The 13,019-nt window shown below is 58.2% G+C and carries 13 protein-coding genes and 4 pseudogenes; 14 read left to right on the plus strand and 3 right to left on the minus strand.

Translation table 11 applies throughout. The features are described 5' to 3' along the window. Nucleotides 1–7 precede the first annotated feature (7 nt). The 6 genes from sctQ to AC04SG_RS19235 all read left to right on the plus strand — a co-directional run bounded on the left by sctQ (nucleotide 8) and on the right by AC04SG_RS19235 (nucleotide 4,864). Complete coding sequence (sctQ, locus tag AC04SG_RS19210) at nucleotides 8–1,060, plus strand: type III secretion system cytoplasmic ring protein SctQ (protein WP_488552322.1); 1,053 nt, start codon at nucleotides 8–10, stop codon at nucleotides 1,058–1,060. After that, nucleotides 1,053–1,718, plus strand: a complete 666-nt coding sequence (sctR, locus tag AC04SG_RS19215) for a type III secretion system export apparatus subunit SctR (RefSeq protein WP_488552323.1) — start codon at nucleotides 1,053–1,055, stop codon at nucleotides 1,716–1,718. Before sctQ ends, sctR begins: the two co-directional genes overlap by 8 nt. A gap of 29 nt (nucleotides 1,719–1,747) precedes the next feature. Continuing rightward, entirely contained in the window at nucleotides 1,748–1,996 is a 249-nt protein-coding gene (locus AC04SG_RS19220; RefSeq protein WP_488552324.1) for an EscS/YscS/HrcS family type III secretion system export apparatus protein, read from the plus strand. Between the two features lie 6 nt (nucleotides 1,997–2,002). Further along, nucleotides 2,003–2,821, plus strand: coding sequence for a type III secretion system export apparatus subunit SctT (sctT, locus tag AC04SG_RS19225; RefSeq protein WP_488552325.1), 819 nt, complete (start codon nucleotides 2,003–2,005; stop codon nucleotides 2,819–2,821). Next, on the plus strand, nucleotides 2,818–3,855 hold the full coding sequence (locus AC04SG_RS19230) for an EscU/YscU/HrcU family type III secretion system export apparatus switch protein (RefSeq protein ID WP_488552326.1): 1,038 nt from the start codon (nucleotides 2,818–2,820) through the stop codon (nucleotides 3,853–3,855). Before sctT ends, AC04SG_RS19230 begins: the two co-directional genes overlap by 4 nt. A gap of 178 nt (nucleotides 3,856–4,033) precedes the next feature. After that, nucleotides 4,034–4,864, plus strand: coding sequence for an Effector protein NopP (locus tag AC04SG_RS19235; protein WP_488552327.1), 831 nt, complete (start codon nucleotides 4,034–4,036; stop codon nucleotides 4,862–4,864). A 23-nt stretch (nucleotides 4,865–4,887) separates the two neighbouring features. Here the strand turns inward: AC04SG_RS19235 and AC04SG_RS19240 are convergent. Next, nucleotides 4,888–5,416: pseudogene (locus tag AC04SG_RS19240) on the minus strand (ParB/RepB/Spo0J family partition protein); the annotation flags it as partial. A gap of 23 nt (nucleotides 5,417–5,439) precedes the next feature. Continuing rightward, the gene (locus AC04SG_RS19245) at nucleotides 5,440–5,748 is read right to left on the minus strand and encodes a hypothetical protein (protein ID WP_488552328.1); all 309 of its coding nucleotides are present in this window, start codon (nucleotides 5,746–5,748) and stop codon (nucleotides 5,440–5,442) included. 600 nt (nucleotides 5,749–6,348) lie between these two features. Here AC04SG_RS19245 and AC04SG_RS19250 point away from each other — a divergent pair. The 6 genes and pseudogenes from AC04SG_RS19250 to AC04SG_RS19275 all read left to right on the plus strand — a co-directional run. Continuing rightward, on the plus strand, nucleotides 6,349–6,699 hold the full coding sequence (locus tag AC04SG_RS19250; protein ID WP_488499292.1) for an MbcA/ParS/Xre antitoxin family protein: 351 nt from the start codon (nucleotides 6,349–6,351) through the stop codon (nucleotides 6,697–6,699). 5 nt (nucleotides 6,700–6,704) lie between these two features. Then, entirely contained in the window at nucleotides 6,705–7,202 is a 498-nt protein-coding gene (locus AC04SG_RS19255; protein WP_488552329.1) for an RES family NAD+ phosphorylase, read from the plus strand. 603 nt (nucleotides 7,203–7,805) lie between these two features. After that, nucleotides 7,806–7,907: pseudogene (locus tag AC04SG_RS19260) on the plus strand (hypothetical protein); the annotation flags it as partial. A 746-nt stretch (nucleotides 7,908–8,653) separates the two neighbouring features. Beyond that, entirely contained in the window at nucleotides 8,654–9,016 is a 363-nt protein-coding gene (locus tag AC04SG_RS19265; protein ID WP_488552330.1) for a hypothetical protein, read from the plus strand. 65 nt (nucleotides 9,017–9,081) lie between these two features. Next, on the plus strand, nucleotides 9,082–10,572 hold the full coding sequence (locus AC04SG_RS19270; protein WP_488552331.1) for a radical SAM family RiPP maturation amino acid epimerase: 1,491 nt from the start codon (nucleotides 9,082–9,084) through the stop codon (nucleotides 10,570–10,572). A gap of 26 nt (nucleotides 10,573–10,598) precedes the next feature. Then, nucleotides 10,599–10,724: pseudogene (locus tag AC04SG_RS19275) on the plus strand (IS6 family transposase); the annotation flags it as partial. Nucleotides 10,725–10,771: 47 nt separating this feature from the next. Here the strand turns inward: AC04SG_RS19275 and AC04SG_RS19280 are convergent. Continuing rightward, nucleotides 10,772–11,025 (minus strand): annotated as a pseudogene (locus AC04SG_RS19280) (DDE-type integrase/transposase/recombinase); the annotation flags it as partial. A 377-nt stretch (nucleotides 11,026–11,402) separates the two neighbouring features. Here AC04SG_RS19280 and AC04SG_RS19285 point away from each other — a divergent pair. Together AC04SG_RS19285 and AC04SG_RS19290 are read left to right on the plus strand one after the other, a co-directional pair. Then, nucleotides 11,403–11,672, plus strand: a complete 270-nt coding sequence (locus tag AC04SG_RS19285; protein WP_488552332.1) for a helix-turn-helix domain-containing protein — start codon at nucleotides 11,403–11,405, stop codon at nucleotides 11,670–11,672. Next, nucleotides 11,650–12,912 carry a type II toxin-antitoxin system HipA family toxin gene (locus AC04SG_RS19290; RefSeq protein ID WP_488552333.1) on the plus strand — a complete coding sequence of 421 codons (1,263 nt, stop codon included), beginning with the start codon at nucleotides 11,650–11,652 and terminating at the stop codon, nucleotides 12,910–12,912. The genes AC04SG_RS19285 and AC04SG_RS19290 overlap by 23 nt, the downstream gene beginning before the upstream one ends. The last annotated feature ends 107 nt before the right edge of the window (nucleotides 12,913–13,019 follow it).

The raw sequence follows: 13,019 nt of genomic DNA on the forward strand, positions 1-13,019 counted from the left end.
AGCCACAGTGGTCACACCTACTTTATTTGAACCGGCGCTAACGCTGTCCCACGAGGTTGTCTCGTGGGTCAATGATATAGCGGCCACCCGTAAGCCCTTTCAGAGCCGCATCAGCGATCAGCCGCTGTCGGTTCGCATGGATGGGATTGTCTGGCGGCAGGAACCAGCCTCCGCCATTCCAATGCTTGACTGCGTGTGGCGCGTGGGAGCTGAAACGATCGTCTTGTCGTTGTCGCGACGGCTTGTAGAGGCGCTCGTCACGACCGTGCAAAGCGGCCTTGCTTTCCCTTCGGAGCCTACTGCTTCGCTCATTCTCGAATTTGCACTCGAGCCGCTCGTCGCCCGACTGGAGGAGCAGACGCAAGCAAACGTGCAGCTGTTGCATGTTCGCGAAGCGATGACAGTGGCTCCTTATCTAGGACTTGATATCACCTTCGGGCCGGTCAATGGCAAGGGCCATCTGTTCTTGTTCTCGCCTTTAGATGGCTTGGTGCCGTCTGTTTTCCGCACGTTCGGCAAATTGGTTGGCCTGTTATCGAGACAGCCACGCGAGCTACCCCCAGAGCTGCCGGTCATGGTTGCAGGGCGCATCGGCACGCTTTGCATTCCGGCCGCGCTTCTTCGCAAGGCAAGCGTCGGTGATGCTTTGTTGCCAGACGTGTCGCCGTTCGGCCACGGCCAGATTGCTCTATCCGTGGGCCGGTTATTGGCCGGGGCAGATATTGAGGGCGACCACCTGATCCTGCGGGGGCCCTTTTTCCCCCAGTCTTGGCCCTTGGAGAATACGCATATGACGACACAATTCGAATTGCAGCAAGAACCGTCGGAAGCTGATCTGGACGATGTGGAGCTCGTGCTTGTCTTCGAATGCGGCCGCTGGCCGATGCCTCTTGGCGAATTGCGGAGCGCCGGCGAAGGCCATATTTTCGAACTTGGTCGACCGATCGAAGGTCCAGTCGACATACTTGCCAATGGTCGGCGTATCGGGCGTGGCGACATCGTGCGGATCGGAGATCAGCTCGGCGTCAGGCTCCGTGGCAGGTTGGCATCCCATGACTGAGGTCCAGCCGGCAATTCTATCGCTTCTTGCGGTGACAGCGGGCCTTGGCCTGCTTGTTTTAGTAGTGGTAACAACCACGGCGTTTGTAAAGGTCTCGGTTGTTCTGTTTCTCGTCCGCAATGCGCTCGGTACTCAGACGATACCGCCGAACATAGTGTTGTATGCTGCGGCATTCATCCTCACCATTTTCGTCAGCGCGCCTGTTATTGAACAGACCTATGAACGGATGACCGATCCGAAGCTCCGCTATCAAACGTTGGATGACTGGGTAAACGCCGCTAAAACGGGGAGCGAGCCCATGCACGAATATCTCAAGAAGTTCACAAATGATGAGCAGCGCCGTTTTTTCCTCTCCTCGACCGAGAAGCTCTGGCCCGACGAAATGCGTGCCAAAACCACACCTGATGATTTTGCCATTCTCATACCATCTTTTCTAATATCAGAACTCAAGCGTGCGTTTGAAATAGGCTTCCTTCTTTATCTTCCTTTTATCGTCATCGACCTTGTCGTAACGACGATTTTGATGGCGATGGGCATGTCGATGGTATCGCCGACAGTCATATCTGTCCCGTTCAAACTCTTCTTGTTTGTTGCCATTGATGGTTGGTCGAGATTGATGCACGGACTTGTGTTGAGTTACGCCACACCGGGAGGTTGATTATCACTCAATCCAGTATTGTCACTTTTATGAGCCAGTCCTTGGTGGTTTTCATGATCTGGATTCTGCCACCGCTCATTGCATCCGTGATTGTTGGCCTCATCATTGGCATCATCCAGGCGGCAACGCAGATCCAGGACGAGAGCTTGCCGCTCACCGTGAAGCTTTTGGTCGTGATCGCGGTGATTAGCCTGTCTGCCCCTGTGCTAAGCGCCCCGCTCATTGGGCTGGCCGACCAGATCTTTACCGACTTTCCCACAATGACACCTGGCTACTAGCCCCACATGTATCCGTCATCGGCAGAGATTCAAGTCCTGATCCATGCGGCGATCGAACTTGTCGTTGCAGGCGGCCTCGGCACGGCCCGCACGATAAGCATTATGATGGTTCTTCCGTTGTTTGCACGGGCTCAGATCGGCGGACTGGTCCGCAGCTGCCTGGCTGTTTCCTTCGCACTACCATGCATCGTACACGTCAGTGACGGGCTGCAGGCACTCGATCCTGAAACACGCATGATCCAGGTGGCTCTGCTCGGATTGAAGGAGGTATTTGTCGGCCTGCTGCTTGGCACTTTTCTCGGCATCCCGTTATGGAGCCTTCAGGCGGCCGGCGAGTTTATCGACAACCAGCGTGGCATTACCAGCCCGTCCGCTCCGTCCGACCCGGCGACGAACAGCCAGGCTTCCGCTATGGGTGTGTTCCTCGGAATCACTGCAATTACCATCTTCGTCGCATCAGGAGGCCTGGAGGCCGTAATCAGCGCGCTTTACGGCAGCTTCCAGATCTGGCCCGTGTATCGGTTCCACCCTACAATGAGCGCGCAAGGAGCAATGCAGGTGCTAAGTCTCCTCGACCACATCATGCGCACGACATTGTTGGTCTCCGGGCCTGTGGTGTCCTTTCTGCTGCTTGTTGACATATCAATGATGATACTGCGGCGTTTTGCGCCGCAGTTCAAGTCGAGCCAACTATCCCCAACGATCAAGAATATCGGTTTTCCGATCATCATGGTTACGTATACCGCCTTTCTCATCGAGGGGATGAAACTGGAGATTACACAAGCGAATGGCACGCTTGAGTGGTTCGACGGGCTGCTAAAATGAGCGATGAGAGTGAAGAGAAGACATACCCCGCAACCCCGAAGAAGCTGAGCGAAGCGCGAAAAAAGGGGCAGATTCCACGTAGCGCCGATTTCGCCCGCGCGGCCGCCACTTGCGTTGGGTTCGGCTACATCTGGCTAAGGGGGCATGTGATCCAAGACAAATGTCAGGAAGCGCTACTGTTAGCCGACAATCTGCAGAATCTGCCTTTCGATCTCGCGGTGGGGCAAGCATTGGTCCTGCTGGCAGAACTTATACTGAATACTGTAGGGCCGCTGCTTGGAAGCCTGGTCGCCGCCGTAGTTCTGGCAGGATTGGTAGCCAATGGTGGCTTTGTCTTCTCACTAGAGTCTATGACGTTCAACTTCGACAAGATTAACCCGTTTCAAGGGCTGAAGCGCATGGCGTCTGCGCGCTCTGCAGTGGAGGTTGGCAAGACATTTTTCAAATTCGTGGTTCTCAGCGCAATCTTCCTCGTCTTCCTTCTCGGCACGTGGAAGACGATGGTCTATTTGCCGGTCTGTGGCATGGGCTGCGTCGGCCTCGTGTTTACACAGGCGAAGCTGCTGAGCGAGATTGGCGCCGGCGCACTTCTTATCGGCGGACTCATCGATCTTCTGGTCCAGCGTGCGTTGTTTATGCGCGAAATGCGCATGACCAAGACCGAGGTGATGCGCGAGGTGAAGGAACAACAAGGCGCGCCCGAGTTGAAGAGTGAGCGGCGTCGCGTCCGCGACGAGTCTGCTGGCGAACCTCCGCTTGGGGTGCACCGGGCCAACTTGGTCTTCAAAGGGAATGGAATATTGGTCGGTCTGCGTTACGTTCGCGACGAGATCGGGATACCGATCTTGGTTTGCCGCGCAGAGGGCGATGCTGCTTCAGACATGTTAAATGAGGCGCGGTCACTACGTGTCCACATTGTCGATGATCATGTGCTTGCCCATCAGCTCATCAGCACAATGAAGCTCAGCGACGCCGTCCCTAAACAATTCTTCGCGCCTGTCGCAAAAACACTTATCGCCGCCGGCCTAGTATAGGTTTGGTGCATCACTCGACCGTCGTCATCTGTAGTTGATTGAAGTTACCGTCAAAGTCAGTCCGGTTCGTTTTTCTGAAGCCGGACAATCCATCGTCACTTAATCCTCAACAAGCGATCTATTGAGGCCTGCTGCAGTCTGGCCAGCCTTAACTCATTGCAAAAGGAGCGAAATCGGCATGTATAATCGAATCGGTGTCTCGTCCGATATCCGCTACGCGCGGAGTGCCTCCAGGCAAACGGACGCCGCAAGCCAAGAATTCGAGGACATGTTTGACCGGATGCACTTAACCGGATCGGATCCCATCGGTAGCTCGTCTTCGGCGGCAACACAGGCCTATTCCCTGCAACCCAGACCTCCAGTGGTGGAGATCGACAGGTCTGCTTTCAGGGAGAAAGTGAGGAAATTTCATGGCGATGAAATCAAGCACATTGCTGGTAATCCACAAGTGTATTCCGACTTCGTATCGACCCGAGCCTCTCGCACTGCGGACGTTGCTAGCCAATACGGTTTTCGTCGAGATACTGAGCACGCACGATATTTTAGCTACCAATTGGGAAGTGAAAGTGCCGGACTGATGAGAACGGAAGGCGGCTTCAGAATGACTGACTTCGAATCCGAAAGTTGGAGGCGACAATTTCCTGGCCGAACCGAAGTCACCTCGATTGTGGATCTACAGGTCACTCATCCACTAGTGGAGAATGCAGGCGACATCCTACTGGAGCATCAACTTCGGCAAGACGGCGACCGACCGTTACTGAATTGGCGCGCTGCTAATCCAGAAGCACAAGCCCGCGCGGCCGCGATGGGGTTCGTTGAGGTGGATGAGGGCGACATGGTGCTTGATCCTAGCCAGCATCCTGAAAAGTGGACGAAGAACAGTGCCGGTGAATGGCAGCGAGCAGGCAAATCTCCGCTCTATCTCTGCAGAACTGAGGATAACGGGAGCAGTGATACCAACAGCAAACCAAGTTCACCCAGATACTCGTACGAGGATGACTTTATGTGACCGGTCAGGTGGATTTGATCCTGGCGCGCCCCGCCGTTTGCGTGCGGGTGGTCGATATGGACGTCTGCCCATTCCAGGCTTCAGCGTGCCTGACGGTTTCGGCGATGCCTTGCAGCTTCTCGATCACCAAGTGGTGGAGCAACGCGGCATCCTCGTAGAAGCCGCCACGATCCTCGGTGAACAGGTCGCGCAGGATGGCGCCACCCGCGTCCATGTAGGCTTCCGCGCCGATGAAGACGGCTCGCCGGTCGTTCGCTGCAAAATGCGTCCGCGTCAGTTCGCGGCGGATGATGTAGGGCTCTATTGTAGGTGAGGCTTTCGAAAACCTGCTCCTGCCGGGCGAGATCGTCGGTGATGGCGAAGGCCATCAGCTGGTCAAGGGTCAGCTCTCCGTCTCGGTAGACCCTGCATCAGCTTGGGGCTGACCGCGCCGAGCCGCAGGCGCTGCCTCACGACATGCGCGGTAATGCCGAATCGGGCGGCGATTTCCTCCGCACCCCATCCGCGTTCCTCGTGAAGCTCACGGAACGCCTCCAACTGATCGGCAGGGTGCGGCGGTTAATTTAGGTTATGCGTCAAGTGTCCTGTTGGCCGGATGCCGCTGATTCTTCAATCTTTTTGGTTGCGCCTTGCATTTTGGGTGTATCTTTGGCGCGGAGGCGCAGCCCTCTGGTGTCAATCACGATGGCTTTCTCGACGGAAGCGATAGTCGCCCTTTGACGCGCGGAGTGCTTTGAAAGCGCGATGAAGAATGCGACGACCGTTTCGCCGGTCAGGTGAAGATAGCCGCCAAGATGACGAAGCCCGCCATGGCAGTTGACCGCCGACATGCTGACCTGGCTGCGGAGCGCAAGCGTGCGGGACGGCAGGACGCCGTCATCCACTCGAGCAAGCGCCCGGACCAGCCCACAAAGTTCGGGATCGACGCCATCGACCGGGCCGCTCGTGGCGAGGATGGCCGACCCGCATCGAAGCGATCCCACGCCTCGTCAATTTCCTCATAGCACGCGCGAAGGATTGCCTTGAGGTCATCGCCGCCGAGACGAGCCCGGGGATCAGCACTACGGTTCGGCCAGACCCGCCAGGGGAAGTCGATCCGCTACGGCAGCCGGGACGGATGCCGGCGCTTCGTCCAGTCGATCATCGCCCTTCGACCAGGGCTGGTTCGTCTGTCCTGCGACCTGGCGATCTCCTCGTCTTCATCTCGAAGACACCCCCCGGCACGCGGAGCGGACGAGCCGGTGCAACTGCGGGCGAGCATCCCTGCCCGGCCGGCCAAGCGGGGCTCACAGCCCTGCGCGGACGCCGCGGCCGGGTTCGCGAGAGGCGCGGTTGAGCTTCAGCGCCACCGGGTCGGCCGATCGGCGAACCAGATTTTCTCCCTCCCTCCCTCCCTCCAAGTCTCACTATTTCCATTGAATGCCGCACCGACAGACGCTATATTGCGTCACAGAAATTGGCATCGACAACCGCAGGAGATGGCTATGGGTCTCGTCCAGTATTCCGACAACGGCCTCTTCGCGCCGCGCAAAATCGCGGAAGCATTCCGCACGACCAGCGAGGAAGTCGCCCGAACCGCGGGGCTTGGCAAGGACGCGGTCCAGCGCAAGGATCGCATCCGGTCGGACAAGACCCAGCGCCGGCTGCGCGAGATGGTTGAGGTGATCAACAAGGTCGAGCCGCGTTTCGGTTCGCAGTTAATGGCTTATGCCTGGTATCGCTCCGAGCCACTGCCTGGCTTCTCGGGTCAGACGGCCATGCAGCTCGTGCGCAGCGGCCGCGCCGACGATGTGCTGGACTATGTCGACGCGGTCGACGCCGGCGTGCACGCCTGAAACGGGTGCTGTATCGTGGAAAGCTCTATCGGGCGCTGAATCCGATCTATGCGCGCGAGCCGCTGTCGGGGCGGGGCGCGGAACTCTACGGTGGACGATTCAATCCGAAGGGCCTCCCCGCGCTCTATGCGTCGCTGTCGGTGATGACGGCCCTACGCGAAGCCAACCAGGTCGGCAATCTCCAGCCGACGACGCTGGTCTCCTACGACGCTGAGATCAATGGTGTGTTCGATTGTCGGGATGATCTCGCGCTCAAGGCAGAGGGCATGGATGCTGCCGCACTCGCCGACAAAACATGGCGCGACCAGATGAAGGCGAGCGGGGGAGCACGAACGCAGGCCTTCGCCCGACGGCTGATCGCCGGCGGCTATCATGGCTTGCTGGTAAGGAGCTTCGCCTCCGGTGCTGCCGCCGACGATCTTAACCTGGTGCTTTGGAAATGGGGCGATGCAGCCCCGGCCCGCGTGATCCTGATCGACGACGAGAACCGCCTGTCGAGATAGAAAGCCTATGCTGCTTTCCGATCAGCCGCACCGCCGCTTCCGTTGTCGGCGTCGTCCTTGTCGCTGGCGAGACCAGCCTCGACCTCGGCCAGTTGCTCGCGCTTCAGCGTCAATTCGGCTTCGAAGGTGAAGGCTTCGCCAACCCGCGGCCTGTACGAGGCGAGGCGCTTTTGCGCACCGGCGAGCCGTCGGCGATAGTTCTCCTGCTCGCTTTCGAAATTGTCGAGGGCATGCTCAAGTCGGGCGATGGCGCCGATCGGGGTCGTGGTGATGGGCAGCTCGAAGCGCGCTTATGCCACAAATCGCTCACAGCGAGTTAAGTTGATAAGGCCCTATGATGCGCGCGTTGGACGATGGGCAGCCGGAAAGCTTGTCGGAAATGCGCAGTCGACGGGGCCACCGGACCCCTTCCTTCCTGAAGACAGCAGCCGCGCAAAAACTGCCCCTTGAGCGAGCCTCTATCGATGCGCGCCTGGGTTGCCAAACCAGTCTTCCCCGTCGACAATGTCACCATGTTTCGACCGTGATTTTGTTTCATGTGTCCATGATGACTTGTTTCCATGGTAACATGAACACAAGGAGCTTACGCGGAAGGAGGCCCCCATGATCATCTCCGCTGCGATCCCAAAGGGCGGCACTGGCAAATCGACGATGCTGCGCACCCTCGCATCCGTCGCGCTGCATCGGGGCTATTCGGTCACTCTCATCGACGGCGATCGGCGGATTGGGCGCGATCTCGACAATTGGCGGGGGGGATCCCGCCACGGCCTCGAGCCGAGCTTGATGACCTGCGCCACGAGCAAAGCGTGTCACGACTCGTATTGAAATCGTTGGCCAGCCATGCTGGCGTTGCGTTGCCCTCACGGATCATCTGGCCCCACCGCGGCGATATCACGGGCCATGTCGCGCGCACCCTCGTGGATGGAGCGCAGGATCGCCTAGCCGCCTTGATGCACGGCGATGAGTTTTTGGGGGCCTGAAGCGGCGATGTGGTTTCCCCTTGCGGTGCTTTTTCACAAGCCTCACGGGCGCCGGCGATAATCCGTTGTGATGGAAGGCGGGGTTTGCGGAGAGGTCAGCGGGTTCGTTTGCGGGGCGTCCGGCGCCCCGTCGGCTATGTCACGAGTTGGGGATGCGATCGAGAACGATGCGCAGGATGCCTTGATCGGGGCAGGATGTCGACAGGTGCAGGCGGATCTTGCGTCTTGATCTCGCCCCCCAATGACGGCGGGCTAGGTTTGGGGCGAGCTCCTCACCCGCATCCGCGCGGAGCGGGCCAATTGTCGATTCGCAACCCAAAAAGTCGGCAAGTTGACAATGCATACTGTCAGACAACGCGCAAAGTCAGGATTTTGAGGTTGGTACGGCGCTTGCACGTTCACGGGATCATCATCCGCTTGTGAGAGCGAGATGGATAGTTAGGCAACATCGAGCAAAGGCACGAATTCGTCATGCGGAAAACTGACTTAGAGCGATTCGTCAACGATTTAGGAAAAAAAGGCAGTCCGCTTGAAAATCTCAAACGACGCGCTGGAGGGCTTGCATCGATCGTAGCGATTGGAAAGAGCCTCAACTACAACATCACGCTTGACGAGGTTAAAAGTTACATCCGATCGAACAGCCGGCACAAGTCCAGTACGAAGAAGCTCAGCGCGATTGCAGGCCGCAAGTGTGGTTCGAGCGTTCCGGCCTTGACCAGCTTTGTACAGACCACTGCGTTGGCTAATTCCGCTAGCCCTGCGCAAATCGACGGAAGAGCTGGAGTCGCTGCGGTCGTATTAGTTGTCGTAATTGCTGTTTTGGTCGCAACCTAACCGCATTGGCTCGGTCGAGCCGGCCTAAAGTAACATCAAAGCAACCCGCGTCGAGGGATGCGATCATGCCATCGGGCGTACAACAGGCCACTTCAAGGGTTGACCCGAAGCCCCGCGAAGACTGGCAACAAATCTTTGCCCAGCGAACGCTGGAGGACCGCCGAATGTTGCCACACGTCAAGCGCTTCATGGAGCGGCTGGCCGGCGACAGGAAGTTCCGCACGGCCCTTTCGGAGAACATCGAGGCCCCTCGATCGGTAACAGAGCGCTACGGCATCGAAGTTGACCCAATGGAGATGCTGCCGCTCTGGTGCGGGGACTACGTGGAGCACCGCTTCGAGCCGGAGGCTGCCAGGTGGCCGCTGGTTATGATGTGGGACGAGTACATGGGCGAGATGTTGCGCCATCGCCACCTCCTGCGCGCCGAGGGCGAAATGTTGACAGTCAACCCTCGCTTCCACGCTTGGCGCGAGCGCCAAATCCGGCGCTGTAACGACGAACTGGGCGAATTGGCGCCGTCGATCACGCACCCCATCATCGCTTTCGAGCTGAGTGAAGGCTGTTCCGTCGGTTGCTGGTTCTGCGGCTTGTCGGCCGACCGCTTCAAGGGCTATTATGAGTACAGCGAGGAGCATGCCGAGGTTTGGCGCGGTGTGGTCGGAGTCGCGAGCGAGATGTTTGGTTCGGCAGCCCGCACTGGCTTCTGCTACTGGGCCACAGATCCGATCGATAACCCGGACTACGACCGCTTTCTGTTCGACCACTATCAAATCACGGGCGCATTGCCACAAACGACGACGGCCGCCCCGCTTAAGGATCAGGCGCTCACCACGCGCGTGCTTGAACTGTTCAAACGTTACGGTAGCGTAACGAATCGTTTCTCAGTGCTGAGCACGAACCATCTCAATCAGATTCACGCGGCGTTTTCGCCCGAGGACCTGATGGGGGTCGAACTCGTCCTGCAGGGCAAAGAGGGGCCGACCACAAAGGCTTTTGCCGGGCGCGCACGCAAGCGGCAGGAGAAACTCCAGGCAGCCAACAGAGATGATGCACTCGCCTTGTCGGGGGACTATCCCACGACGATCGCCTGCGTCTCCGGCTTCCTCGTAAATATGCGGCAAGGACGTATACAACTGGTAACGCCGGTACCGGGTAGTGAACGCTGGCCTCTCGGGTACCGTATCGTGGACGAACGTTTCTTCAGCACGCCCGACGAGTTCCGGGAAGGGCTGCAGTGCATCATCGACGAGCATATGTTCGAAAGCCCACCTCCCAACCGGCCGATCCGCTTCCGCGGAGATCTGCAATACGAGGCAGGGAACGGGTACTTCCATCTCCGCTCACGCAACATGGAACACCGGGTGCTCGACGAGATCGTTCCGATTTCCGTTGGCGATCTGATCGCGTACGGCAACTGCACAGCCTCGGAGCTTATTATGCGGGTCGCAACGGACGGAGCGAGCGCCCTTGCAGTCGCCGATCTGCTGGACCAGTTGTATGCGGCGGGGGTGGTCGAAGAGGACCTCGACGGGCCTTATCAACTTAACTCGCTGTGAGCGATTTGTGGCATAAGCGCGCTGGCATGAATACGCCCGTCATCAGCTACAAGCGCCACCGTTTCCCATCCCAGATCCTCGCTCATGCGGTCTGGCTCTACTATCGGTTCCCCCTGAGCCTGCGCTTGGTCGAGGAAATGCTGCTGGGGCGATGTCACGTTGTCTGATAACGGCCGCGATGATGCCAATGCCGTCGACCTCAGACGCCGGCGGTCACGGCATTCCATTCCGCCATGGCAAGCAGACGATGAATATGTGTGGCGAGAGCGCAGCGCTTTGAACGGGGTGGGACGAAGAGATTGCGGATGGTGGAGAACATCGAGACGAAGCGTTGAAGGCTTCCCGGTGATCGGAAGCCTGCATCGTCCGCTCACATTTTCGCAGCGGCACGTGGGAGTTTTCCGCCCGGTTGTTAAGCCCCTTGTGCGACCGGTGCTCGACGGGGCGAATTTCCGCCGCGCTTCGCCTTGACCCCAAGATGTGTGGTTTGCGACATCGAAGGTTCAGGCATGGCTGTTGGCAACCGCTCGAAACCCATGCTTCGCGCACCAAATCCTGACGTGAAGTAGCGCCGACCCCGTCCCGTCAAAGACCTTGGATAGCGCTGCATACGAACGGCATAGATGGCACGACCTGCACTGGAACGTCCTTACCATCGAGCCACGCATCCTTGAGCGGCATGCCGATGATGGGATGAGAATGTTCGACATGCTGATCATGATCGGTGTGATGCCGCAGCCCGAGTTTTAGGCTGATGCAATCTTGAAAACAGCCAGTATGTAAGCTATTCTCTCGCAAAATCCGCAAAACAGCTATTTTGTGAGGCGAAAATGATCGATCTGATCGACCTTGGCAACGAGATCAAGAATGCCAGAAAGCAGCGCAAGCTGACACGGGAAAAGCTCGCCGAACTTTCTGGGGTGAGTCGGGCGAGGATCGAGGCGCTTGAGAACGGCAGGGTATCCGACATGGGTTTCAAAGGCGTGCTCACGCTCATGAACATCGTAGGGCTGGATTTCCGGCTGACGACCTTCAACAACAAGCGGCCCACGCTCGAAGACATCATGGAGGAAGACGATGCTCCGCGTATGGGTAGGTAGCAAGCCAGTCGGCGTGTTGGACAGGTCCGGCAAGCGTGGTTCGACTTTCGTGTACGACGTAAAGGCCGACGACCGTGACGCCGTGTCGCTCACGATGCCCAAACGGACCGAATCGTGGAATTCGGAGTTCGGCCTCCTTCCCATTTTCGACATGAACCTGCCGGAGGGAGCCCTTGAAGGGAAGATCCGGACGGCCTTCGCCAAGGCATTGGGCCGCTTCGACGACATCGACCTGCTGGCCGTCGTCGGTCGGTCGCAAATCGGCCGCATCCGCTTCACTGGCATGGAAGAGGAACTGGTGGAGGATGTCCCTTTCCGAAGCATTGACGACCTGCTGCGCGCCCGTCGGGCGGGCGATCTCTATAACGAGCTCCTGGAAACATACGCAGTCCATTCAGGGGTGGCCGGAGTGCAGCCGAAGGTGCTGGTGCGAGCCAGGGAGGATGAGCAGTCAGACGGACGTGAGTCCCTCAGCGTCCGCGGAGCTACCCACATCGTCAAAATGTGGGACCCCGACGAGTATCCCGAATTGGCGGCAAACGAATTCTTCTGCCTTATGGCAGCCCAGGAAGTCGGTCTCGACGTGCCGGACTTCCGGCTATCCGAGGATGGTCTCGCCCTCGTGGTCGAGAGATTCGACCTAACCGACGGCTTGTACCTCGGATATGAGGACTTCTGCGTGCTGAACGGCGTAACCAGCAAGGACAAGTACAACGGAGGATACGAAACAAAGCTCTTCAAGCGGATCAAGGAGTTCGTCTCTCCCGAAAATGCCGTCGGGTCATTGGAAGTGGCCTTCCGCCTGTTTGTGATTAACTGCGCCATCCGCAATGGCGATGCCCACCTGAAGAATTTTGGCATCGTCTACAAAGACGCGGAAAGTCCGGTAAGGCTGGCTCCCGTGTATGACCTCATCACGACCAGGGCCTACATTAAGAACGATGCCATGGCGCTTACCCTCGACGGCTCCACTGCCTGGCCCGACCGAAAGAGGCTCGATCGGCTTGGCGTTACCCGGGCGAACCTGCGACCGGGGCGCGTAGCGGAGATCGTAGAGCAGACCTGCGACACGATCTCAGACGTTTCGAGACGGGCGAAGGCCTATTTTGAAGAGTCCCGCTTCCCTTGGGTCGGTGAAAGGATGCTCAGGGAATGGCAAGCCGGAGTGGGCTCGCTTTGCGAAGGAAAGACGATCCACTTGATAGAGGTTCCGGACGAACCGGCAACACAAAACGGCTAGAATATAAGCTATTTCTGGGCGCCCTGAACATAACAGCCAGTATTTAAGCTATTAGCACCCAGGTGCTGTCGGCTCGGCCAAGCTTTAAGGTCGAGTGATGCGCGGCG

It is taken from the genome of Mesorhizobium sp. CNPSo 4684, from assembly GCF_057784315.1.